Source organism: Streptomyces sp. NPDC102360, assembly GCF_044766085.1.
In the GTDB taxonomy this organism is placed as follows: domain Bacteria; phylum Actinomycetota; class Actinomycetes; order Streptomycetales; family Streptomycetaceae; genus Streptomyces.
In genome coordinates, this window is record NZ_JBIWLG010000014.1 from 190,736 (window position 1) to 213,542 (window position 22,807).

General features: G+C 71.0%; 17 protein-coding genes and 2 pseudogenes. 6 read left to right on the forward strand and 13 right to left on the reverse strand.

Features of this window, described 5'->3' with window-relative positions:
- Positions 1-39: 39 nt before the first annotated feature.
- The 5 genes and pseudogenes from ACIRHA_RS37415 to ACIRHA_RS37435 all read right to left on the reverse strand — a co-directional run bounded on the left by ACIRHA_RS37415 (position 40) and on the right by ACIRHA_RS37435 (position 5,634).
- Positions 40-390 (reverse strand): hypothetical protein, encoded by a 351-nt coding sequence (locus tag ACIRHA_RS37415; protein WP_403855254.1) that lies wholly within the window; start codon positions 388-390, stop codon positions 40-42.
- Positions 391-581: 191 nt separating this feature from the next.
- Positions 582-1,922, reverse strand: coding sequence for an AAA domain-containing protein (locus ACIRHA_RS37420; protein ID WP_403855256.1), 1,341 nt, complete (start codon positions 1,920-1,922; stop codon positions 582-584).
- A complete protein-coding gene (locus tag ACIRHA_RS37425) occupies positions 1,919-3,505 on the reverse strand; it encodes a hypothetical protein (protein ID WP_403855258.1) in 1,587 nt (528 codons plus the stop codon). Before ACIRHA_RS37425 ends, ACIRHA_RS37420 begins: the two co-directional genes overlap by 4 nt.
- 133 nt (positions 3,506-3,638) lie before the next feature.
- Positions 3,639-4,781: pseudogene (locus ACIRHA_RS37430) on the reverse strand (hypothetical protein); the annotation flags it as partial.
- Positions 4,705-5,634, reverse strand: a complete 930-nt coding sequence (locus ACIRHA_RS37435) for a phosphatase PAP2 family protein (RefSeq protein ID WP_403855260.1) — start codon at positions 5,632-5,634, stop codon at positions 4,705-4,707. The gene ACIRHA_RS37435 and the pseudogene ACIRHA_RS37430, both read right to left, overlap by 77 nt.
- Before the next feature lie 240 nt (positions 5,635-5,874).
- Between ACIRHA_RS37435 and ACIRHA_RS37440 the strand changes: the two genes are divergently transcribed.
- The gene (locus ACIRHA_RS37440) at positions 5,875-6,474 is read left to right on the forward strand and encodes a histidine phosphatase family protein (RefSeq protein WP_403855262.1); all 600 of its coding nucleotides are present in this window, start codon (positions 5,875-5,877) and stop codon (positions 6,472-6,474) included.
- 236 nt (positions 6,475-6,710) lie between these two features.
- Here the strand turns inward: ACIRHA_RS37440 and ACIRHA_RS37445 are convergent, their stop codons facing one another.
- A complete protein-coding gene (locus ACIRHA_RS37445; RefSeq protein ID WP_403855264.1) occupies positions 6,711-8,084 on the reverse strand; it encodes a tetratricopeptide repeat protein in 1,374 nt (457 codons plus the stop codon).
- Positions 8,085-8,378: 294 nt separating this feature from the next.
- Here ACIRHA_RS37445 and ACIRHA_RS37450 point away from each other — a divergent pair, with 294 nt between their 5' ends.
- Positions 8,379-8,813, forward strand: coding sequence for a hypothetical protein (locus tag ACIRHA_RS37450; protein ID WP_403855352.1), 435 nt, complete (start codon positions 8,379-8,381; stop codon positions 8,811-8,813).
- 211 nt (positions 8,814-9,024) lie between these two features.
- Positions 9,025-9,891 carry a spermidine synthase gene (locus ACIRHA_RS37455; protein ID WP_403855266.1) on the forward strand — a complete coding sequence of 289 codons (867 nt, stop codon included), beginning with the start codon at positions 9,025-9,027 and terminating at the stop codon, positions 9,889-9,891.
- Positions 9,892-10,014: 123 nt separating this feature from the next.
- Here the strand turns inward: ACIRHA_RS37455 and ACIRHA_RS37460 are convergent, their stop codons facing one another.
- On the reverse strand, positions 10,015-10,587 hold the full coding sequence (locus tag ACIRHA_RS37460) for a hypothetical protein (RefSeq protein ID WP_403855268.1): 573 nt from the start codon (positions 10,585-10,587) through the stop codon (positions 10,015-10,017).
- A 100-nt stretch (positions 10,588-10,687) separates the two neighbouring features.
- Between ACIRHA_RS37460 and ACIRHA_RS37465 the strand changes: the two genes are divergently transcribed.
- From ACIRHA_RS37465 to ACIRHA_RS37475, 3 genes and pseudogenes are all read left to right on the forward strand, one after another.
- Complete coding sequence (locus tag ACIRHA_RS37465) at positions 10,688-11,392, forward strand: response regulator transcription factor (RefSeq protein WP_403855270.1); 705 nt, start codon at positions 10,688-10,690, stop codon at positions 11,390-11,392.
- Complete coding sequence (locus ACIRHA_RS37470; RefSeq protein ID WP_403855272.1) at positions 11,389-12,795, forward strand: sensor histidine kinase; 1,407 nt, start codon at positions 11,389-11,391, stop codon at positions 12,793-12,795. The genes ACIRHA_RS37465 and ACIRHA_RS37470 overlap by 4 nt, the downstream gene beginning before the upstream one ends.
- Before the next feature lie 240 nt (positions 12,796-13,035).
- A pseudogene (locus ACIRHA_RS37475) lies at positions 13,036-13,929 on the forward strand (chitinase); the annotation flags it as partial.
- A gap of 90 nt (positions 13,930-14,019) precedes the next feature.
- Here the strand turns inward: ACIRHA_RS37475 and ACIRHA_RS37480 are convergent.
- From ACIRHA_RS37480 to ACIRHA_RS37505, 6 genes are all read right to left on the reverse strand, one after another.
- Positions 14,020-15,669: a bifunctional aspartate transaminase/aspartate 4-decarboxylase gene (locus tag ACIRHA_RS37480; protein ID WP_403855274.1), complete on the reverse strand. Its 1,650-nt coding sequence runs from the start codon at positions 15,667-15,669 to the stop codon at positions 14,020-14,022.
- Positions 15,670-15,697: 28 nt separating this feature from the next.
- A complete protein-coding gene (aspT, locus tag ACIRHA_RS37485) occupies positions 15,698-17,401 on the reverse strand; it encodes an aspartate-alanine antiporter (RefSeq protein WP_403855276.1) in 1,704 nt (567 codons plus the stop codon).
- A 16-nt stretch (positions 17,402-17,417) separates the two neighbouring features.
- The gene (gene aspT / locus ACIRHA_RS37490; protein WP_403855278.1) at positions 17,418-19,094 is read right to left on the reverse strand and encodes an aspartate-alanine antiporter; all 1,677 of its coding nucleotides are present in this window, start codon (positions 19,092-19,094) and stop codon (positions 17,418-17,420) included.
- Between the two features lie 163 nt (positions 19,095-19,257).
- A complete protein-coding gene (locus ACIRHA_RS37495; RefSeq protein WP_403855280.1) occupies positions 19,258-20,694 on the reverse strand; it encodes a GH1 family beta-glucosidase in 1,437 nt (478 codons plus the stop codon).
- A 122-nt stretch (positions 20,695-20,816) separates the two neighbouring features.
- The gene (locus ACIRHA_RS37500) at positions 20,817-21,701 is read right to left on the reverse strand and encodes a carbohydrate ABC transporter permease (RefSeq protein ID WP_403855282.1); all 885 of its coding nucleotides are present in this window, start codon (positions 21,699-21,701) and stop codon (positions 20,817-20,819) included.
- Between the two features lie 3 nt (positions 21,702-21,704).
- The gene (locus tag ACIRHA_RS37505; RefSeq protein WP_403855284.1) at positions 21,705-22,706 is read right to left on the reverse strand and encodes a carbohydrate ABC transporter permease; all 1,002 of its coding nucleotides are present in this window, start codon (positions 22,704-22,706) and stop codon (positions 21,705-21,707) included.
- Positions 22,707-22,807 lie beyond the last annotated feature (101 nt).

Here is a 22,807-nt window from a genome sequence, read left to right on the forward strand (position 1 = left end):
ATATGCCAAATGATCTTTACCGGCGAGGCGCGGCCCTCGTTACGTCGTCCGCTCCTGAGCCCCGCGCAGCAGATCGCGGCCGAACTCGACCATCTTCTTCGCGTAGTCCTCTGTCCAGTCCGCGCGCTCCGCGATGTCCGCCGTGGTGAGCCGGTCGAAGCGGCGCGGGTCGGCGAGCTGGGCCGCGGCGACGGCCTGGAACTCCATGGACCGGTCCGCCGCCGAGCGGAACGCGTGCGTCAGTTCCGTGGCGCGGGTGAGCAGGTCGCGGGGGTCCTCGATGGACTCCAGGTCGAAGAAGTGCTCCGGGTCGGCCGACGCATCCGCGGGTTCGAAGATCAGCGGGGCGGGTCGCAGCCGGGGCTGGTGAGTACGGTCGGGCTCCGCCATGGTGCGGCCTCCTGTTGCCGGGGTGGCCCGCGGTTCCGTGCCGGGCCACCTTCCATTGTCCGTCGGGCCGCAAGAGGGCGAGGGGCTCCGCCGGGTGGGTGGGTTCAAAAGATCGGGGCTCTGCCCCGGACCCCGCTGGCTCTCGTCACAAGAGCGGGGCTTAAAAGATGCTGCTCAATCGCCGCAGGGGCTTAATACGGGACCCGGTGTTCGCCCAAGCGGGCCAGGACCGAGTGGTTGGCCTCCCAGCCGTCCGGGAATTTGACGGTCACGCCGAGTTGTACCGGGTCCGCCGACGGGTGTTCGTCCAGGAGGTCCGCGACGCCGGCCCGGCACACCACCACGCACGCGTGCCGGTGCCGCGACGCGAGGACGCAGAGCCGGCCCGTCTCCAAGTGGAACGCCGTCGCGTCCGGGCGGCCGGACAGCGGGTGCAGGACGACCGTGACGTCGAACTCCCGGCCCTGGAGGCGGTTCGCCGTGTCCACGGTGACGTCGTGGACGTCGAGGTCCGCCAGCGCCGCCCGCACCGCCGCCGCCTGGTCGCGGTGCGCGGTGCCGACGCAGATCCGCTCGGCCGTCAGCGAGCCCGTGCCGGACTCGGAGCGCGTGACGCCGTCCCGGTCGAGCAGCCGCCGTACGACCAGGGCCACCGCCCGGACCGCCTCCGGGTCCGTGCGCGGCGTGTGCGCGGCGGGCAGTTCGAGCAGGCCCCAGCCGGAGGCCGCCGCCTCGTCGATGACCTGGTCGGGGCCCGAACCGTCCGATTCCGTAAGGAAGTTCAGCTCCCGGTCGCCCTCGTCCGTGCCGCTGCGGAACGGTGTGTACGGGTAGAAGGCGTCGGAAACCAGCGGCGCCGCGGAGGCCGGGAGCCGCCAGGAGACCGGGAGGCGGTGCTGCGGCAGCTGCGGGTTGTGGGCCAGCAGCGTTGACACCGCCGAGGCCGACGGATCGTAGGAGAGGCCCGCCCACTGTTCCGAGCCGACGATCGCGAACGGGTCCAACTGGCCGGGGTCGCCCACGAACAGCGCCCGCTCGAACAGCCCCGCGACGGCCAGCAGGGAGTCGGAGCGCATCTGGTACGCCTCGTCGACGATCGCGTGCGGCCACGGCCCTCCCGCGTCGTCGGCCTTGACGTGCGCCCACTTCGCGGCCGTCGAGACGACGATCGGCAGCGGGGCCAGATCGCCGGCCTTCGTCGACAGACGGACGTTCGGCAGGTCGTCGAGCGCCTTGTCGTACGCGTCCGGGTCGCTGCTGTGCAGCCGGCCGACGGCGAGCTCCGGGTTCTTCGCGTGGAGTCGCAGGACGAGGTCGTCCACCTGGGCGTTCGTCTGCGCCACGATCATCAACGGGCGGCCCGCGTCGGCGAGTTCGAGCGCCGCTCGTACCACGAGCGTCGACTTCCCCGCGCCGGGAGGCGAGTCGACGACGATGCCGCGCGCCGTGCCGTGCAGGGTGTCGCGGAGGATGGCGGCGGTGGCCTGCCCGGCCGCGTCGGACGGGCTGAGGGCGGTGGTCGTCGCGGTCACAGTACGTCCTCCGAAGTCACGGTGTCGGGCGCCTCGGCGGCCGTCCCCGGCGGTCCGCCGTGCGTCCACGGCGTCTCCTCCGGCTCCGGCAGCTTGGGGCCGCCGCGCTGCTCGTGCTCGAACAGCGTCCAGCACACCCGCTCGCCCTTCTCGGGCAGCGAGCCCTCGGCCGGCTCCTTGCCGCGCCCCATCTTGTCCAGGATCCGCAGCACGACCGCGGAGGTGTCACCCTCCTCGTACTCCACGAACTCGGCCGTCTGCGGCTTGCCTTCGAGGGTCCGGTACACCTTCACTCCCGCACCGAGACGCGGCCCGTCGTCCGTGCGCAGCGTGACGAGCGGGCGGGGCCGCTTCTTCTCGTTGTACGCCGCCACCAACTCGGTCACCTCGCCCGCGAACGCCTCGCCGGAGAGGCGGCGGCCCGCCATCACCAGCGGGTCGTCCAGCGCCTCCTGCGCGTCCAGGCGGGCCTGCTCGCGCTCGCGCGCGGCCAGCTTGTTCGCCGCCGTCACCGCGTCGTCGCGGCGCGGCTGCGGGGGCTCGCCGGCCAGGACCCGGTCGCGGTGGCCGGTGAACGACCAGCGGTCGCGGGTCCAGCGCTCCGCCGCGTACGCGCCCTCGGGCAGCGTGCACAGCTGGTCGAGCCCGCGCCACACAGCGTCCCACGTGGGCCGCGTACGGGACTCGACCAGGGCGTGGATCTCCCGCTCTGCGGCGGTCAGTTCGGCGAGCCGGCCCTCCGCCTCGACCGCGTCGTCCGCTGCCGCGTGGCGTGTGCGGGCCTTGTCGTAGCGCTCGATCGCGGGTGCGAGCAGCTTGTTGTCGAAAGCGGGGTCCGTGGCGGGGCCCGCCGGCGGGCAGAGCAGCTGACCGTGCTTGTCGCGGTCCAGCTCGGCACTGATCGCGGCGGCGGCCCCCGATGTGCCCTCCGGTGCCTCGATCCAGGCGAGCAGCGCGCCCAAGTGCTGGTCCTCCAGGCTCGACTGGCCCGTCGCCCAGTGCCGCGACAGCAGGTCCGTCATCGCGAGGAGCAGGGATGAGCCGGGTACGCGTGCGCGCTCGCCGAAGTGCGTGAGCCAGCGGCCGAGGAGCGGGACGTGCGGCGGCGCGGGGTAGGGCGTCTCCGGGTCCTGCTCCGCGGTGCGGCGAAAGCGCATGGAGCGGCCGAGGAGGCGGAGGAACTCGATGCCCGCGCGGCCCGGCACGATCATCTGCGGGGCGTCCGCGCACAGTTCGACCTCGACCTTGACCTTCTTGCCGGTCTCCGGGTCGACCTCGCTGCGCTCGGCGGCCTCGACATCGGCGGCGTACGTGTCGATGTACGGCAGGACCTCATCGGCCAGTTGCGTCAGGAACGCGAAGCGGAGGTCGCGGTCGCGGGGCTGCGGGACGACGAGGAGCCGCGGCGAGGTCCGCTCGGTCCCGACGAGCGCACCGAGCGGCGCACCGGTCTCACCGGCCGTCGTGAGCGGTACGAGGACCAGCGGCCGCTGGGAGAGATGCCGGTGCCGCACGGTGGCGCTGCGCTGGGCCCGCCCCGTACTGGTGGCCTCCAGCCGGGCCAGGTGATCGATCAGACTCACAGGGGCGTCTCCTTACGGGTTCGTACGCCGGTGCGCACATTAAGCCCCGCTCTTGTGACGAGAGCCAGCGGGGGCCGGGGCGGAGCCCCGTGGCGTGGGCACGGTGCCGCGCATCGGACTCAGCACCGCACACCCCCAACGCCTCCACCCGCAACGCCGCCGCCCGGCGCAACGCCGCCACCGTCGGATCCGCCGGATCCCCCTCCTCCCCGCGCGCCGCGGCAAGCACCTCGTCGACCGTCGCCAGCGACCCGAGCTCGGCCCGCAGCGGCCGCCCGAGGGCCGTCACTGCCCCGCCCTCACGCGCCCGATCACGGCAGTGAAACGCCAGCTCACACGCCGCCAGACACTCCGGCGCGTACGTCGCGGGAACCGCCTCGACCGCCGCCGTCAGCTCGGCCGTGGGCAGTTCCGGGTCGAAGACCGTGCCCGGCGGAAGCGCCGCCGCGATGTCCTCCACGCGGGTCAGGCGCGCCAACTGACGGCGCGTCACCGAGCGTTGCTTGCGCACGTCGACCGCCGACGCCGCCGGCAGGTTCGAGAAGTCCTTGGGGCACACGAGCACGATCCGGTCCCGCACCCGGATCCCCGCGTCCGGCATCCGGGCGGCCACCTCTTCCAGTGCCAGCACGTACACCGCCGACTGGCGGGCCGCCGCGCCCACCTTCGACGCGTCCGCTGCGCCGTCGATCATCGGGAACGACTTGATCTCGACGACCGTCCAGCTGCCGTCCGGATGCACCACCACCGCGTCCGGCTCCAGGAACGCCGGGCTGCCCGCCACGTCGAGCGCCAGCATCGGGTGGTCGAGGAACGTCCAGGTCCCCGGCGACTCGACGGCTTCCCTGAGGGCGAGCGCCGTGCGCGCCGTGCGGCCCTCCGGGCCGATCGCCGACAGATCCGGGACCCGTACGAGATCGAGGGTCGGCTCGGGCGCGGCGCCGTCCACGCGTGCGTGGACGAGCCCCAGCAGCTCCGAGCCGCCGTCCGACTTCACCCGCGCCTCGAACACGTTGCCGCGGGCCAGGGCGAACTGGGACTGGCCGAACGAGGACGGTGAGCCCAACGCATCCGCTATACGCGCCTTGTCGACCCCCGCGCCGTCCAGGAGTGCCCGCCTTCGGCAGCCCGGGTTCGCCGCGAGCGCGGCGAGGGCACGGGCGTCCAGCGGACGCGGCGGATGGTCCGGGCCGCGCAGTTCAGCGAGCCGGTGCCGCAGCCCCGTCGCCGCTGTCCTGCGACCTGGCTGCCTTGCGCTGTCGGGGAATTCGCTCACCCGGGAAAGTCTGGCACTCTCCACTGACAATCGGGGTCTGCGGGGCGGAAGGTGTGACCCCCGCCCCCGCGAGCACGCCGTACGCCCGGTCCGTCAGAAGCGCCGCGACGAGCCGCACCGGCTTCGTCAGGAGCAGGCCAACGGCCATCACCACGACCCCGGCGAGCGCGTCGAAGAAGTAGTGGTTGGCCGTGCCCATCACGATGACCGTGGTGAGCAGCGGGTACGCGACGCCCACCGCCTTCAGGTACGGGGAGCGGCTGTGTCGCCACAGCAGGACGCCGCACCACAGCGCCCAGCCGACGTGCAGGCTGGGCATCGCCGCGTACTGGTTCGTCATGTCGCCCATGCCCTTGGGCGCGCTGGCCGCGTCGCCCCACCAGCCGTACGAGCTGTAGTGGGCCATCGTGTCGATGAAGCCGTGGCCCGCGGCGAGCAGCCGGGGCGGGGCGGTCGGAAGGAGGATGAAGCCGACGAGGCCGATCACCGTCGAGGTCATCAGCCACGTGCGGGCCGTCCGGTAGATCTCGGCGCGGCGGCGGAACAGCCAGACGAGGACGATCGGCGTGACCAGGTAGTGGAGCGAGGCGTACCAGAAGTCGGCGGGGACGCCGATCCACGGTTCGCGGGTGAAGAGACGGTTCAGCGGATGCTCGAAGTTGAGGTGCACGGCCTGCTCGGCCCGGAGGATCGCGAGACCGTGGTCGACGGCCTGCCGCACGTTGCCACCGGCCAGCAGCCGGCCCGCCGAGTACGCGCCGTACACGAGGAGGATCAGCGGCAGTTCCGTCCACCAGCGGAGCCCGGCGCCGGGTATCGCTTCCGTGCGCGGTGCCTCGTCGGTCTGCGACATGCGGGCCGCTCCCCCTCTTCGCTCGTGCGGCGGCCTCTGGCCACGCCTCACTTTTACGGTGTATATGGGGCTCCGCGTGGGCGAGCCCTGACCTTCCTAGACGCAACGATCACGTTGCGGGTTGCCCTCGGGCGACCTCCCTGTGGATTGCGGGATGATGGACGGGGCGATCCTTCCCGCTCGTCCTATGTTCACCCTTAGCCCGTTGTAGTTGCTCGTAGTTTCGAAAGAGGCCTCCTCATGGCACCGCGCATCCTGTTGGCCCGGCACGGACAGACCGAATGGTCGCTGTCCGGACGGCACACCGGGAGGACGGACATTCCGCTCCTGGAAGAGGGCAGGCGCGGCGCGAAACTGCTCGGCGAGCGCCTCGGACGCGCGCCGTACGACGGGCTCGACGGGGTGGAGGTGCGCACGTCTCCATTGGTCCGCGCGAGCGAGACGTGCGAGCTCGCCGGGTTCGGGGAGCGGGCGGCCACGTGGGACGCGCTCATGGAGTGGGACTACGGGGCGTACGAGGGTCTTACGCCGGCGCGGATCCAGGAACTCAGGCCCGGCTGGTTCATCTGGCGGGACGGGGTGCCGGAGGGTGAGTCGCTCGCCGAGGTGACGGCGCGGGCCGACGAGGTCGTCCAGTGGGCGCGCTCCGCCGACCGGGACGTTCTGGTCTTCGCCCACGGCCACATCCTGCGCTCGATCGGGGCGCGCTGGCTCGGCCTCCCGCTGGACTTCGCGGCGCGGATCCGCTTGAACCCGACGTCGTTGTCCGTACTGGGATGGGCATACGGCGAGCCGGCCCTGGAATCCTGGAACGAGACGGGCCACCTGGCGGTGGGCTGACCCGGGTTCTGTTGCGCGGCACCGGGTTCTTTGAGCCGTGCCGGGGTCGGCGCCCATGGTTTTCGTTGCGCTGCACCGTGGCGCCGCCTTGCCCACCCTGCCGCCCAAGGCGGCAGATTGCCCAAGGCGGCGACGCCACCTTCAAGCCCGGCCGGCATATAAAGCCCCTGCGGCGATTGAGCAGCGGGGTCCGGGGCGGAGCCCCGGGAGCGGGGGACGGGTGGGCGCAACGAGGGTCAGGCTGAGCGGCGAGCGACCGCGTGGGCGTCCAGGAATGCCGAGACCCCGGCCGCCCGCCGGTGCGGCAGCAGCACGCGGGCCGTCGCCGCCAGCATGCCCTCGATACGGGAAGAGCGGACGTCCTCAAGGAGATTGAGGGCCCGCAGACCGGCGGAGGCCGATTCGTCGGGGTGCCCCGCACGCGCCAGATCGTCGGCCAACTCGGCCGTGTACAACGCCATGTTGCGCGTGAAGTGCGGATCCTGGAGAGCCGCCGCCCGCCGCGCGTGCAGGGACGCGCGGTCCCAGCCGCCCAACGCCGACCAGCACTGCGCCTCGAGGCCCTCCATCTCGGCCTCCCCGTAGAACGACATCCACTCCGGATCCGCGTCCGAGGCCCCCCGCGCGAACAGCGCCTGCGCACGGGCGAGGGAACGTTCGCAGGAGGACTGGTCGCCCAACCCCGCCCAGCCGCCCGCCTCGCGCAGGGCGAGGAGGGACAGCAGGCGGGGGGAGCCGAGGCGGGACGCCACGCGGGCGGCCGCCTGGGCGGCGCGTACCGCCTCGCGGGGGCGCCCCGCGTCGCGCGCCAGGAACGCCGTGTTGCAGAACGCGTGCGCCTCCAACGCCTCGTCGCCCGCCATCCGCGCCGTCGCGAGCGCCTCCGCGTAGTGCGAGCGCGCGTCGTCGAAGCGGCCCGAGTCGTGGGCCAACCAGCCGACGGAGATGGCCAGTTCGCCTGCCCCGGTCTGCAGGCGCTCGGTGACATCGCGCCGGGCCGTGCCCGCGTCGAGCAGTTCGAAGGCGGTACGCAGCGGGGCCGAGGCCCGCCGGTACAGGCCGTCGGCGCCGTGCCGGTCGTCGAGCAGCCGGATCCGCCGGATCGCCTCCTCGACGGCGCCGATCCCGGCTCGCGCCGGATGCCGGTCGAGGTCCGCGGGAAGCGTGGGGACGCCGAAGGGCGCCAGGGCGGCGACGGCCACGGTGGCCGTCGAGCCGGTCATGCCGGTCATGAATGCGCGACGTCGCACGTCGCTCTCCTCGTCGTACGGGTACTGCGGGTCGGCGGTGGCGGTGGCGGTGGCAGGGCGCGCGCCCCGGCCACGTACCGCGGAACGGGGCGCGAACCCCAGCTCCGCGAGGGTCCGGCCCGGGAACATGTGCAGGAACACCCGCTCGTACGCGTAGTTGGGGCAGCGGATCTCGCCGGCCTCCACGCGTCCGATGTAGCGCGCGTCGCAGCTGACCCGCTCACCGATCTCCCGGGCCGCGCGCCGCACCGCGGCCGCGAACTCGCCCGGCGAGCGCCGGCCACGCAGCTCTCGGAAGGCGAGGTTCGGCCGTGGAGACTGCGGCGTCGAGGTGTCCGAGGCGATCGGCGACGACGTCATGAGCGGGTCCTCCCGTGCGAACCGTGCCGGACGGCAGGGAAGTTGGGAGCGCCCGGATCCCGAGAGGGAGGGCTGCCGCGACTTCCTTGTTCCGGCGAGGCTCGAAGGTACCGGCTGTCACGGCCCCGACACGCAGGGTTTGGCTACAAAACGGATATCTCACCCACGATCCGCCATGAACTGCCATCCTTTGCGGCGGCGTGCCGCCGTAGCTGTTGACAGCGCGTCGCGTTGAACCATGCGGCGAAACCCCACGAGCGAGGAGGGGCCGACGTGTTGAACGCGTCCCAGCCCATGCTGTCACTTCCCACGACCCCCACGACGGTGCGGCATCGACCGAGCGAGGAGTCCAGCGCACCGCCGCCAGGCGGCTGCGACCTGGTCACGGTGCCGGCCCGGCAGGGCCTCGAGGCGGTCGACATCCTGCGCCGCGGCTGTACGGAAACGGTTGGCCCCGTGCTGCACGACGGGGGCGGCGACACCCTCGGCTTCCTCGTCCCGCCCGGCACCGCCGACGGCTGGGACTTGCCCGGCAGCGACTGCACGCACACGCAGGGCCGCGGCCTCGCGATCGGCGCCCGGCCCGACCCGCCGGTCGAGGGCACGGGCTGGCTGCTCCCACCGGACCCCGCGGAGCGGCCCACGGACCTGGTCACCGACCCCGCGGTACTGCGTGCCGCGCTCGACGAGGCGGCCCGCATGATCGAGGCGGCGGACAACTGCCGTTGATCCGGTACGTGCCGGGGCCCGGGCCCCGGAGTGGCTCGGGTGTGGATGCCGGAGTGGCTCGGGTGCGATGAACCTGTCTTAATGGCCGGATGGCAAGGTCACGAGGGCTGTGTCTCCCCGGGGGGCAACCCCCGGACCCCCGGCCGGATGGGTCGGTCGGTCGTGGGCCCCCGGAGTGGCCCGGCTGTGGTGGACCTGTCTTAATGGCCGGATGGTGAGGTCACGAGGGAAGCAGGGGCGCGCGGGGCGGGAGGCCGTGGTCGAGGAGGTCGACGGCGGGCTCGCCGAGCTGGTGCCCGACCGGGACCGGCCGGCCGGCTGGACGCTGCTCGTGGACGGCGCGCCGCAGTCCCATGTGGACCTCGACGACCCCGCCCACCTCTCCTTCGAGTACCAGCGCCGGATCGGCCACGTCATCGATCTGGCCGCCGAGCGGGGCCGTCCCGTGCAGGCCGTGCACCTCGGTGGCGGGGCGTTCACCCTGGCCCGCTACGTCGCCGCCACCCGGCCCCGTTCCACGCAGCAGGTCGTGGAGCGGGACGGGGCGCTGGTCCAACTCGTGCGCAGTCACTTGCCGTTGGATGCGGGGGCCCGGATCCGGGTGCGTACCGCGGATGCCCGTGAGGCGCTCGGCAAGCTGCCCGACGACTGGGCCGATGTGCTGGTGGCCGACGTGTTCAGCGGGGCGCGGACGCCCGCGCATCTCACCAGTACGGAGTTTCTGGCCGAGGTGCGGCGCGTGCTGAGGCCCTCCGGGACGTATGTGGCGAATATCGCGGACGGTCCGCCGCTCGCGTATCTGCGGGGGCAGATCGCCACCGCGGCGGCGGTCTTTCCCGAGCTTGCGCTCGTGGCCGATCCGACGGTGTTGCGGGGGAAGCGGTTCGGGAACGCGGTGTTGGTCGCTGCTGCGGGTGGGTTGCCTGTGGCTGAGCTGACGCGGCGGGCGGCGGGGGATTCGCATCCTGGGCGGGTTGAGTACGGCAAGGCGCTTTTGGATTTTGCGGGTGGGGCGGTTGCGGTCGGGGATGGTTCGGCCAAGGCGTCTCCGGCGCCGCCGCCATCGGTCTTCCGCTAGCCGTTGCCCACGTCACGGGGCTCCGCCCCGGACCCCGCGCCTCAAGCGCCGGCGGGGCTGGAAAGATCGGGGCTCTGCCCCGGACCCCGCTGGCTCTCGTCACCAGAGCGGGGCTTGATCGGGTCAGTAGTTTGCGACCTCGACCGTTGGTTCGTGGTCGTGCCAGGTGCAGAAGGCTGAGACTTTTTTCTCGCCCGAGGTGAATTCGACGCGGATCCATGTCGGCTGTTTCCACACCTGGACCGACCAGCCCGCCGCCGGTGTCGCGGAGACGAGGGTCGCCGAGGTCTTCCGGAGGTCGAAGACCGCCCGGCCGCCGGCCGTCGCGTAGCTCTTGACGGAGCCGGAGGGCGGCGGGGCGGGGGAGGTCGTGCGCGGGGTGGGCGTGGGGGAGGGTGTCGTACGGCTTGGTGACGCTGACGGCTTGCGGGTCGAGGGGGATGCCGAGGGCTCGGGGCGGTGTGTCGACGAGGACTCCGGTTGCCGCGCGCTCCGGTCGTGCTGCTCGTCGTGCGTCACGGCGACGGGCAGCGCCTGCGGTGGGTCGTACACCGTGCCCGCCATCACCGTGTGCACGCCCCACCACGACAGCGTCACCGCGGCCCCGGTGGCGAGCAGCCATGCGACGCCGTGGGTGAGTCGCCGACGGCCGGGGTGGTCCTGGCTCCGGGGAGGCGGGGGCGGGCTCTCGTGCATCGCGGGCCATACTGCACCACACCCGCCCCGGCTGTCCCGCGAGGCCCACGACCACCCGAAAGAGACCCGGAAACCGCCGGATGGCGTACGGTGCCGTCCCATGGCAAGTGTGCTCGTGGTCGAGGACGACCAGTTCGTACGCTCGGCCCTCATCCGGCACCTGACCGACGCCGCGCACGCCGTGCGCAGCGTCGGCACGGCCCTGGAGGCGCTGCGCGAGGTCGCCCATCTCCGGTTCGACGTGGTGATCCTGGATCTCGGCCTGCCCGATCTCGACGGGGCCGAGGCGCTGAAGATGCTGCGCGGGATCACCGACGTACCCGTGATCATCGCCACTGCGCGGGACGACGAGGCCGAGATCGTCCGGCTGCTGAATGACGGTGCCGACGACTACCTGACCAAGCCGTTCTCGCCCGAGCATCTGTCCGCCCGCATGGCCGCCGTGCTCCGGCGTTCGCGGGGGAGCGCGGGTGCCGAGCCGCCCTCGCGGGTGATCCGGGTCGGCGGGCTCGCCATCGATCCGCTGCGGCGGCAGGCCGAGCTCGACGGTGCGCCGCTGGATCTCACGCGGCGCGAGTTCGATCTGTTGACCTTTCTTGCCGGGCGGCCGGGCGTGGTCGTCGCCCGCAAGGAGCTGCTCGCCGAGGTGTGGCAGCAGTCGTATGGGGACGATCAGACCATTGACGTGCATTTGTCGTGGTTGCGGAGGAAGTTGGGGGAGACCGCGGCCCGGCCGCGGTATCTGCACACCCTGCGCGGCGTCGGTGTGAAGCTGGAGCCCCCGCAGCCGGAGCCCTCGCCTTGAGGTGGGCGCTCGTCAAGGTGTGCCTCGCCGTCACGACGATGGTGGTGGTCGCCTTCGCCGTTCCGCTCGGCCTCGTGATCAAGGAGATGGCGCGGGACCGGGCCTTCTCCAACGCCGAGCGGACCGCCGCCGCCATCGGCCCCACCCTGTCCATCACCACCGACCGCGACCAGCTCGACCGCGCCCTCGCCACCGCGCAGACCGGCGGCGAGGACCGGATGTCGGTCTATGTCCCGGCCGGCGGCGGGCATGGGGCGATCCGGCTCGGCGAGCAGCGGGTCGGCCGGGGTCAGCTCGACATCCGGCAGGCCACCGTCGTGGACGTGCCGGGCGGCTCGGTGTGGTTGCAGCCCATCGCGGTGAGTACGGGCAAGATCGCCGTGGTCGAGGTCTACGTGCCCGAGGCCGAGGTCACCAATGGTGTGACGACCGCGTGGGTCGTGCTCGGGGGTGTCGGCATCGCGCTGATCATCGGGTCCGTGGCGGTCGCGGACCGGCTCGGCGGGCGGATGGTGCAGCCGGCGCAGCGGCTCGTGGGGGCCGCGCACGACCTGGGGGACGGGAAGCTCGGGGCGCGAGTGCCGGAGGACGGGCCCACCGAGCTGCGGCTCGCCGCCGTCGCGTTCAATTCGATGGCCGATCAGGTGGTGCAACTGCTCGCGAATGAGCGGGAGTTGGCGGCTGATCTGTCGCATCGGCTGCGGACCCCGCTGACTGTTCTGCGGCTCAATGCGGCTTCCCTCGGGGACGGGCCCGCCGCCGAGCAGACCCGGGCCGCCGTGGAGCAGCTGGAGCACGAGGTCGACACCATCATCCGTACGGCCAGGGAGGCCAAGCCCCAGACCGCTGCCGCCGGTCCTGGCGCCGGCTGTGACGCCGCCGAGGTGATCCGCGAGCGCATGGACTTCTGGTCGGCGCTCGCAGAGGACGAGGGCCGCAAGGTGCGGGTCGCCGGGGTCGACCGCCCCGTACGCATACCGGTCGCCCGCGGTGAGCTGGCGGCCGCGCTCGACGCACTGCTCGGCAACGTGTTCCGGCACACCCCGGAGGGCACGGCGTTCGCGGTCGATGTGCACCGGGCCGAGGGGGCCGTGATCGTGCTCGTCTCCGACGCGGGCCCCGGGATCGCCGACCCGGAGGCCGCGCTGGCCCGCGGCACCGGGGGCATCGAGGTCGGCTCGACCGGGCTCGGCCTGGACATCGCGCGCCGGGTCGCCGAGTCCACCGGCGGCGACGTGCGGCTCGGCTCGTCCGTGCTCGGCGGCACCGAGGTGCGGATCTGGCTGCAGCTGGAGGGGCACCGGCCCGTCGCGGGTCGCCGCGGACACCGGGGCAGGGACCGCAGGCGGCGGACGCTCCCGGGAATGGTCTCGACCTTTAACCGCTCCCGATCCCTCTCTTAAGCGAAGCCTAAGATCCTCAACCCTCCGCCCACTTGCCCGAATTGACGGGTTCGCGATCGCTAGCGTGCTGCCACGTACCCCCCACCCCCCACGTACAGCTAAGGCAGGCATGCGATGAGCAGCAACACGCACCGGCGCAGGTTCAGCGGCAAGAAGAAGGCGATGGGTGGTGTCGTGGCCGCCGCCGTCGTGGGCGGTGGCGCGTTCTTCTTCTCCTTCGGGGCGTCCGCGGCTCCGGTGGCGGCCGCCGGCTTCGCCCCCTACGTCGACACCTCCCTCACTCCGGCGTTCGACCTCGCCGCCTCCGCCAAGGCCACCGGCGTCAAGGAGTACAACCTCGCCTTCATCACCTCCGGTGGCGACTGCGCCCCGAAGTGGGGTGGCGTCACCGACCTCGATGGTGACCAAGTCGCTTCGCAGATAGGTGACTTGAGGGCAGCCGGCGGTGACGTCCGGGTCTCCTTCGGCGGCGCCTCCGGCACCGAGCTGGCGCAGGCCTGCTCCTCGGCCTCCGACCTGGCGGCGGCGTACCAGAAGGTCATCGACCAGTTCGACCTCACCAAGGTCGACTTCGACATCGAGGGCGGCGCGCTGCCCGACACGGCGGCCAACACCAAGCGCGCCGAGGCGATCGCCAAGCTCCAGAAGGACAACGCCGACCTGAACGTCTCGGTGACGCTGCCGGTGATGCCGGAGGGGCTCACCCAGGACGGCGTGAACTTCCTCAAGAACGCCAAGGACAACGGCGCCTCGCCCGACCTCGTCAACATCATGGCGATGGACTACGGGGCGTCCTACAGCGGCGACATGGGCGACTACGCCGAGCAGGCGGCGACCGCCACGCAGGCGCAGGTGAAGTCGGCCCTCGGCCTGTCGGACGCGGACGCCTGGAAGGCCGTCGCGATCACCCCGATGATCGGCGTCAACGACGTCACGACCGAGGTGTTCAAGGTCGAGGACGCCACGCAGCTCGTCTCCTTCGCGAAGGAGAAGGGCCTCGGCGGCCTGTCCATGTGGTCGGCGACCCGTGACAAGGCGTGCGAGGGCGGCGCCTCCGACTCCGCGCAGCCGACGTGCAGTTCGATCGAGCAGGGGGCGGACGCGTTCCAGAAGGCGTTCGCGGCCTTCAAGTAGACACGCCCCCGCACAAGCGGAAGCCCCGGCCGGCTCCACCCCCCATCCGGCCGGGGCTTCCGTGTCGCGTGGAGGTCCGAACGACAGGGCCTACGCCTGCGAGGTCCGCCATTCCCCCGCGTAGTCGTTGAAGATGCCGCGCAGATGGTGGCCGATCTTCAGGTAGTCCAGGTCGTCGAGGTTGGCCAGCGAGACCCGGACCGACCACTCGGGGCCCTCGAATCCGCCGCCGTTGAGGAGGACCACGCCCGTCTGCTGGGCGAGCCGGAACAGGGCGTCGACCGGCTCGTAGTTCTTCTCCAGGAACTCGGCGAACGGCTTGCCGTGCACGCGCTCCGCCTCCGCGAGGAGGTCCAGCTCGATGTAGTAGCCGGCCCGGTGCGGGTCCTCGCTGATCTTCATCTGGGCGCCTTCGAGGAGCAGTTCGAGGCGCTGGTGGACGATGGAGCGGATCCGCTCCTTGTACGCCTGGCCCTCCTCCAGCATGTTGAACAGCGAGAAGAGGGTCATCATGACCTGCTGCGGAAGCGACAGGCCCGCCGTGTGGTTGAGCGCCACCTGCCGGGAGTCCGCGACGAGCCGGTCGATGAACCTGATCTTCTCCGGTTCCAGGGTCAGCGAGCCGTACCGCTTGTTCAGGCGGTCCTTCTCCTCCTGGGGGAGCGCGGCGATCTGCTCGTCGATGATGTTGTCGTCGTGCAGCCCGATCACACCGAGTCGCCAGCCCGTGCACCCGTAGTGCTTGGAGTACGAGTAGACGAGCAGCGTGTTGCGCGGCAGGTCGGCGGCGATCGAGCGGAAGCCCTCGACGAACGTGCCGTAGACGTCGTCGGTGACGATGAGCAGGTTCGGGTTCTTCGACGCGACGATCTCCCGGATCTGCGTCGCGACCCGTGAACTCAGCGCAAGCGAAGGCGGGTTGGAGGGGTTGACCAGGCAGACCAGCTTGATCTCCGGGTCCTCCAGCTTCGCCACTTCCTCCTGTGGGTACCGCCACTCGCGCACCCCGGCCTCGGCGAAGCTGCTGGCCGAGATGTACGTGACGTCGAAGTCGTAGGTCGGCAGCTCGGCGATCTCGATGTACGGGGTGAACACCGGCACCATCAGCGCGATCTTGTCACCCTTCTTCAACAGACCGTTCTTCATGAGGGAGTCGAAGATGTAGCACATGGCCGCCGTGCCGCCCTCGGTGGCGAACACCGACAGGTTGTCCGACGGCGGCTTCTTGTCGAACATCTCGTCCGCGAGATAGCCCCGCACCACCTGCTCGCCGTGGACCAGCATCCGGTCGGGCACCGGGTAGTTGTCGCCCGTGATGCCGTCCGTCAGCTCGTGCACCCACTCGTCCTTGTCGAACCCGAAGCGCTGGATGCCGTGCTGCACGCACTGCGCGAGGAGCTCGATGCCGGGCAGGTCCGGGTGGCGGCGTACGAACGTGTCGAAGCGCTCGTACGCGCCGTGCTTCTCCGGCATCCCGCCGAGGTTGTCGGCGGTCCACACCCGCCGGGACTCCTCCAGGGCGAAGTAGCCGAGCGCGTAGTACGCCTCGCGGGGGCCGGTGGCGATCCAGTTCGGGTTGCCGCGGCCCGCGTTGAGCATCTGGCGGCTGGACTTCTCCTTCTGGCCCGGCTTGTCGGCCTGCGCCTGCTCGGCGAGGTCGATGAAGATGTTCTTCAGCTCGAAAGGGGAGAGCTGGGCGTAGCTCTTGATCTGTTCGCGCGTGAACGTCGTCTTGGTCATGGCGTGTCCTTAACTGCGTTGCGGGTGCTCAGTGTTGGAGGAGGACGATCACGGCACCCCAGATGGTGAGGAGCACGTTGCCGACCGCGTACGGGATCGTGTAGCCGAGGGTCGGCACCTGGGAGCGGGAGGCCTCGTTGATCGCGCCGATCGCCGCGGTGGTCGTCTGGCCGCCGGCGAGTACGCCCATCAGGACCGGGAAGCGGATCTTCTGCACGTAGTGGCCGAACAGGAAGCCGACGATCAGCGGGACGACGGTGGCGACCGCGCCGAAGACCAGCAGGCCCCAACCGGCCTCGGACAGGCCGGAGGTGAAGCTCGGCCCCGCGTTGATGCCGACGATCGCGACGAACATGCACAGGCCGAGCGTGTCCATGAACCACTGGGCGCCGGGCGGCACATTGCCGTACGTCGGATACTTGCCGCGGATGTAGCCGAAGACCAGGCCCATGATCAGCGCGCCACCGGAGGTGGACAGGGAGATCGGGACGCCGGACACGGTCAGCGCCGGGATGCCGAGGCAGCCGCCGAGGAAGATGCCGAGGCCCACCCAGACCATGTCGGTGGCGAACGAGGTCGGCACCGGCTTCCCGAGGGCCGCGCCCGCCGGGTCCACAAGCCGCTTGGGCCCGGTGAGGACGAGTGTGTCGCCGCGCTCGACCTTGGTGGAGAGGCGGTAAGGGAACTCGGCGCCCGAGCGGTAGATCTTGTCGATGTAGACGCCGACCATGAACGGCTCGCGCCGCAACTCGGATACCGATTTGCCGAGTTGGGCCTTCTCCGAGGCCACGACGTGCAGCGACTCCGTCTGATAGCCGAGCAGCTCCACGTCGTCGGTCTCCATGCCGATGTGGGTGCGGGCGTCGTAGTCGACGAGCGAGCCGCGCAGCGCGCTCACCGCCACGACGTCGCCCTCGCGGAGCACCGTCTGCTGGGAGTGGTCGAGGATCTGCCCGTCCCGGCGCACCCGTGTGAGGTAGATGCGGTGGCCGAGCTCCCGCTGCTGGTTCTCGAAGTCCTCGATGCTGCGGCCGACGATGTCGGGGCGCTCGATGGTGTAGGCGCGGAGCACGACCTCGTAGTAGCCCTCGGCGAGGTCCGGATCGCCGTCGGGCGCGTCCAACTCCTTTGCCATCAGGGCGGATTCGGCCGCCAGATCCTTCTTGTAGAGCCTCGGCAGGATGTTCGCGAGCAGCATCGCGCACAGGATCGTGCCGAGCGGATACGTCACCGCGTAGCCGATCGCCACGAAGTTCGCCTCGCTCTTGGCGGCCGAGGCGGACAGGCCCGGCAGGGTGCCGATGGCATCCTGCGCGACACCGATCACCGCGGACTGGGTGAGCGCGCCGCCGAGGAGTCCGGCCGAGAGCCCGGGACCGTAGCCGAGCATCGCGGCGAAGACCCAGCAGATCAGCAGTCCTGACACGCAGACCACGACGGCGTTGAGCACCTGCGGCAGGCCGTCCGTCTTGAGGCCGCGGAAGAACTGCGGGCCGACTTTGTAGCCGAGGGCGAACAGGAACATGATGAAGAACAGGCTCTTCACCGTGCCGTTGATCTCGACCCCGGTCCAGGCGCCGAGCAGCAGGCCCGCGATGAGGCAGCCGGTGACGGCGCCGAGCGCGATGGCCTTGTAGCGGACCTTTCCGAGCAGGAAGCCGAAGGCGACCGTGAGGAAGACCAGGAGTTCCGGATAGGGCTGGAAGATGTTCCGGTTGAGGAAGTCGATCACGCGGAGGACCGCCCTCTCAGTTGCCTAGGATGCCGACGAGCACGGGGCCGGTCAGCGGGAGCAGGAAGTTGGAGAGCGCGTACGTGATCGTGTAGCCGAGCATCGGCACGGACGACTGCGCCACCTGGGTGACCGCGGTGATCGCGGGGGTCGAGCACTGCTGTCCCGCGATGGCGCCGATCAGGAGCGGCTTCTCGATCTTGAGCAGTTTGCGTCCGACGACCAGTGAGACCGTCGCGGGGATCAGCACCATGGCGATTCCGGCGAACGGGAGCAGCGCCCCGTACTCCTTGATCAGCGGCCAGGCCTGCGGACCGGAGACGAGGCCCGTGCAGGCGATGAAGACCGCGAGCCCCATGTCCTTGATGGTCGAGGCGGCCTGCGGCGGGAACGCGCCGAAGGTCTGCGAGCGCGAGCGGAACCAGCCGAAGAGCAGGCCGGAGATCAGACAGCCGCCGCCGGTGCCGAGCGACATCGGGATGTCGCCGAACTTCACCACGACCTGCCCGAGCAGTGAACCGGCCGCGATGCCGAGCCCCAGATAGATGAAGTCGGTGGCGTCGTTCTTGACGACCGAGCCGATCCGCGCGACCAGCTTGTTCAGGCCCGAGCGGGCGCCCACCAGGGTCAGCACGTCGCCGCGGTGCAGCGCCGTGTCGCCGTTGGCGGGCATGTCCTGGTCGCCGCGGGTGATGTCGGTGACGTAGACGCCGTCCCGGTAGAACTCGGGGTGCTCCTGTTGCAACTCGTCGATGGACTTCCCTTCCAGGGACTTGTCGGTGATCGACACCTGGCGGGAGGCGAGCGGCGAGTCGAGCCCCGGCACGCCCGGCGTCTCGGGTCCGATGAGCCGGCCCGCGTCGATCACGTTCGCCCGGCGGCCGACCAGGAGCACCAGGTCGGAGAGGGTGAGCTCCAGGCCGGGCGCGACGTCGATGACCTTGCTGCCGCGCTTGACCGCCTCGACGGTGACCCGCTCGCCGAGCGAGGAGCGCAGGTCGTCGACCGTACGGCCGTCAGCGGTGGTCACCAGGTACGTGCGGCCCACCATGCCCGGCAGGGCGGGGCGCTCGTCCGCCTCCAGGCTGCCGCGGCTGCGCGTGCGCTCCCACAGCTCACGGGCGGCGTCGCGCAGGTTGATGCGCATCATCATCGGCATGATCTGGCTCGTGTAGAGCACGATGGTGATCAGGCCGAAGAGGTAGCAGACCGTGTACGCGGTGGCGACGTTGCCCTGGTACTCGGTGATCTGGGCCGCGGTGAGGTTGCTGAGCTTGCCGATGGACTCCGTGGCGGTGCCGACCACGGCGGACTCGGTGGCGGCGCCGGCCAGGATGCCGGAGGCCGTGCCCACGTCCAGGTCGAACCAGCTCGCCAGGCCGAGCGCGATGCCGATGACGCAGACCAGCTCGATGCCGCACAGCACGAAGAAGCGCAGGCTCTTCTTGTTGAGGTTGCGGAAGAACTGCGGCCCGGCCATATAGCCGAGCGCGAAGATGAACAGCGCGAAGAACACCGTCTTCACGTCGTCGGAGACGTGCGCCTTGGTCCAGGCGCCCAGGAGCAGCGAGACGATCAGCGTCCCGCAGATGCCGCCCAACGTAAGAGGCCCCACGCGCAGCTTCCCGAGGAGGTAGCCGAGCGCGAGGCTCACGAACAGGACGAGTTCCGGATGGTCCTTGAGCACACCCATGGCGGCTCAGGTCATCTCATACAGGGGCATATGACGCATAGTGAGAAGATAAGGGCGTCGCCCCGGCGCTGCCACGCGAGCGCGGCGGCAGAACCGTGCGGCGCGACGATCCCCCCTGTACCGTCGCGCCGCACTCCCCTCCTGGCCTTCTCCTGCCAGGGGTCTACTGGGACGCGTCCCCGAGCACCGCGTCGACGGCGGGCAGCGTGCCGGTCCGCGCGGCCTGGCCGTACCAGAGCGCGCTCGACTTGGGCGTGCGCTCCTGCGTCGCATAGTCGACGTACACGGCGCCGAACCGCTTCTCGTACCCGTACGCCCACTCGAAGTTGTCCATGAGCGACCAGAGGTAGTAGCCGCGCACGTCCGCGCCGTCGGCGATCGCGCGGCGCACCGCGGCGAGGTGGCCGTGCAGATACGCGATGCGCTCCGGGTCGTGCACCCGGCCGTCGGCGTCCGGCTTGTCGGGGTAGGCGGCGCCGTTCTCCGTGACGTACAGCGGCAGGCCGCCGGTCTCCCGGGAGTAGCGCGTGATCAGCTCGTGCAGGCCGTTCGGGTCGATGGACCAGCCCATCTCGGTGCGCTCGCCCGGCGTCTGGTGGAAGGCGACGTCCTCCGAGCCCGGCCACGGGGAGTGCTCGCTCTCGCCGTGTCCGTCGGCCCGCAGCCCGGTCGGGGCGTTCTCGGCGGCCGACACCAGGGACGGCGTGTAGTAGTTGAGGCCGAGCGCGTTCAGCGGCTGGTGGGCGGCGGCCAGGTCACCGTCCTGCACGAAGCCCCAGTCGGTGATCCGGGCCGTGTCGGCGAACAGGCCCTGCGGGTAGGCGCCGTGCAGCATCGGGCCGTGGAAGATCCCGCAGGCCAGGTTGTCGATGCGACGGGCCGCGTCGAGGTCGGCCGGGTCCTGCGAAAGGGGGCGCACCACCGCGGAGTTGAGGCTGACCGCGACGCTCGCGCGCGGCGGCAGCACGGCGCGCAGCGCCGAAGTGGCCAGGCCGTGGCCGAGGTTGAGGTGGTGGGCGGCGCGCAGCGCGGCGAGCGGCTCGGTGCGGCCGGGGGCGTGCACCCCGGAGCCGTAGCCGAGAAAGGCGCTGCACCAGGGCTCGTTGAGGGTGATCCAGTTCTCGACGCGGTCGCCGAGCGCCTCGCCGACCATCGCCGCGTACTCGGCGAACCGGTACGCCGTCTCCCGCTCCGGCCAGCCGCCCGCGTCCTCCAACTCCTGCGGCAGGTCCCAGTGGTAGAGGGTCACGAACGGCTTGATGCCCCTGCCGAGCAGCTCGTCGACCAGGCGCCGGTAGAAGTCGAGGCCGCGCTGCACGGCGGGCCCGCGGCCGGTGGGCTGAACCCGCGACCAGGACACGGAGAAGCGGTAGGAGGCGAGGCCGAGGTCGGCCATGAGCGCCACGTCGTCGCGGTAGCGGTGGTAATGGTCGACGGCGATGTCACCGGTGTCGCCGCCGGCGGTCCTGCCCGGGGTGTGGCTGAAGGTGTCCCAGATGGAGGGGGTGCGGCCGTCCTCCCGCACGGCGCCCTCGATCTGGTACGAGGAAGTGGCGGCACCCCACAGGAAGCCGTCCGGGAAGGTGATCGATTCAGACATGGATGCGCTCCCATGAGGTGGGGTGGGGAAAGGACAGGAAGGACGGGCACGGCGGGGTGGCGCGGGGGCGGAGCGGCGGCCCCGCCCTCGCGCGGGCGAACCCCGAAAGTGGTGGCGGCGGCTCAGCTCTTGACCGCGCCGGCGGTGATACCGCCCACGATGTGCTTACCCAGGACGGCGAAGACGGCCAGCAGCGGAACGGTGGAGATCAGCGCACCCGTCAGCACGACCGACGTCTCCACTGTGTGGTTGCCCGCGCCGAGGTTCGCCAGGGAGACCTGAAGCGTCGGCGTACCCGTGTCCGTGAGGACGATGAACGGCCAGAAGAAGTCGTTCCACGCCTGGACGAAGGTGAGCATCGCGAGCACGGCCATCGCGGGACGCGCCACGGGGAACACCACGTGCCAGATGACCCGCAGGCTGTTCGCGCCGTCGACCCGCGCCGCCTCGACGAGCTCGATCGGCAGCGCCTCCACGAGGAACTGCCGCATGAAGAACACGCCGAACGCCGCGACCAGGGACGGCATGATGACCGCCTGGAGGGTGTCCGTCCACTTCAGGTCCGTGATGATCTGGTACAGCGGGATCACGGTGAGCTGCGGCGGCACCGTCATCGTGGCGACGACGAGGGCGAGCAGCGCGTTGCGGCCCTTGAAGCGGAGCTTGGCGAAGGCGAAGCCGGCGAGGGTCGCGAAGACGACCGTGCTCGCGCTGATCACACTCGCCACGACGGTGGTGTTGACCAGGGCGACGCCCATGTGGACCTGGTTCCACGCGACGGACAGGTTGTCCATCAGGTGCGAGCCGGGCAGCAGCGGCGCGGGGGCCTGCTGCACCCGCTGGCTGTCGTGCGAGGCGGCCACCACGTTCCAGTACAGCGGGAACAGCGAGACGAGCGCCGCGATGATCAGCAGCACGTACGTGAGCGGTCCCGCCCTGCGCTGGTCGCCGGCGCCGGGCGCGAAGCGGCGCCGGGCCGCGGCGGGTGCCGGGAGTTGGACGGTCATGGGTCAGCCTCCCAGCTTCGTGCGGTTGTGACGGGCCACGAGCGCCTGGACCGCGCCGACCAGCAGCAGGATCAGCAGCATCACCCAGGCGATGGCGGAAGCGCGGCCGAGGGAGTTGTTGGTCCAGCCCGTCTGGTACATGAGCAGCGAGAGCGTCTGGTACTGCCCGCCGCTGCCGCCGCCGATGCCGACACTGCCGCCGTAGAGCATCGGCTCACCGAACAGCTGGGTGGCGCCGATGGTGGACACGACGATGGTGAACAGGATCGTCGGCCGGATCGAGGGGATGGTCACGCTGATGAACTGCCGCCAGCGGGAGGCCCCGTCGAGCGCGGCCGCCTCGTAGAGGTCGTTCGGCACGGCCTGCATCGCGGCCAGGTAGATGAGTGCGTTGTAGCCGGTCCAGCGCCAGGTCACGATCGTCGAAATGGCTATCTGGGAGGGCCACTTGCCCGACTCCCACTCGATCGGCCCGATGCCGATGGCGTCGAACAGCGAGTTGATCATGCCGTAGTCGGTGTTGAACAGCTGGGCGAAGACCAGCGTCGCCGCGGCGATCGAGGTGGCGTACGGGGTGAGGACCGCGACCCGCAGGAAACCGCGGCCGCGCATGTGGGAGTTGAGCAGATGCGCGAGGCCGAGGGCCATCAGCAGCTGCGGCACCGTCGAGATCACACCGATGGTGAAGGTGTTGGACAGTGCCCGCCAGAAGAACTCGCTGCCCATCAGGCGGCTGTAGTTCTCCAGGCCCACCCACTGGGCCTGGTCCTCCGCGCCGAGCTGGACGCTGTGCAGCGAGAGCCAGCCCGTGTAGATCAGCGGGAACAGGCCGAAGGCCGCGAAGCAGAGGAAGAACGGGGAGATGAACGCGTACGGGGACCCTTTGAGGTCCCAGCGGTAGAGCCTGCTGCGCCAGTTCGGTGGGGCGGGCTGCCGGGCCGGTGCGGCGGAGGGTGGGACGGACGGCGGGCTGCCGCCGGCGTCCGCCTTGACGGAGGTGGCCACGCGGGCTTTCCTTCCGGTTTCGGGAGCGTGCGGGTGCGCTGGGCTCGGCCGAAGGGCGCGGTCCCCGCATCCGGTGTGACGGGTGCGGGGACCGCGCCGCT

What these genes read in the sequence shown, in the direction of transcription:
- ACIRHA_RS37500 (WP_403855282.1), bottom strand. Translation starts at nt 21,701, where the DNA reads ATGACCGTCCAACTCCCGGCACCCGCCGCGGCCCGGCGCCGCTTCGCG.
- ACIRHA_RS37450 (WP_403855352.1), top strand. Translation starts at nt 8,379, where the DNA reads ATGCTGTCACTTCCCACGACCCCCACGACGGTGCGGCATCGACCGAGC.
- ACIRHA_RS37440 (WP_403855262.1), top strand. Translation starts at nt 5,875, where the DNA reads ATGGCACCGCGCATCCTGTTGGCCCGGCACGGACAGACCGAATGGTCG.
- aspT (WP_403855278.1), bottom strand. Translation starts at nt 19,094, where the DNA reads ATGGGTGTGCTCAAGGACCATCCGGAACTCGTCCTGTTCGTGAGCCTC.
- ACIRHA_RS37445 (WP_403855264.1), bottom strand. Translation starts at nt 8,084, where the DNA reads ATGACGTCGTCGCCGATCGCCTCGGACACCTCGACGCCGCAGTCTCCA.
- ACIRHA_RS37480 (WP_403855274.1), bottom strand. Translation starts at nt 15,669, where the DNA reads ATGACCAAGACGACGTTCACGCGCGAACAGATCAAGAGCTACGCCCAG.
- ACIRHA_RS37465 (WP_403855270.1), top strand. Translation starts at nt 10,688, where the DNA reads ATGGCAAGTGTGCTCGTGGTCGAGGACGACCAGTTCGTACGCTCGGCC.
- ACIRHA_RS37455 (WP_403855266.1), top strand. Translation starts at nt 9,025, where the DNA reads ATGGTGAGGTCACGAGGGAAGCAGGGGCGCGCGGGGCGGGAGGCCGTG.
- ACIRHA_RS37435 (WP_403855260.1), bottom strand. Translation starts at nt 5,634, where the DNA reads ATGTCGCAGACCGACGAGGCACCGCGCACGGAAGCGATACCCGGCGCC.
- ACIRHA_RS37460 (WP_403855268.1), bottom strand. Translation starts at nt 10,587, where the DNA reads ATGCACGAGAGCCCGCCCCCGCCTCCCCGGAGCCAGGACCACCCCGGC.
- ACIRHA_RS37495 (WP_403855280.1), bottom strand. Translation starts at nt 20,694, where the DNA reads ATGTCTGAATCGATCACCTTCCCGGACGGCTTCCTGTGGGGTGCCGCC.
- ACIRHA_RS37415 (WP_403855254.1), bottom strand. Translation starts at nt 390, where the DNA reads ATGGCGGAGCCCGACCGTACTCACCAGCCCCGGCTGCGACCCGCCCCG.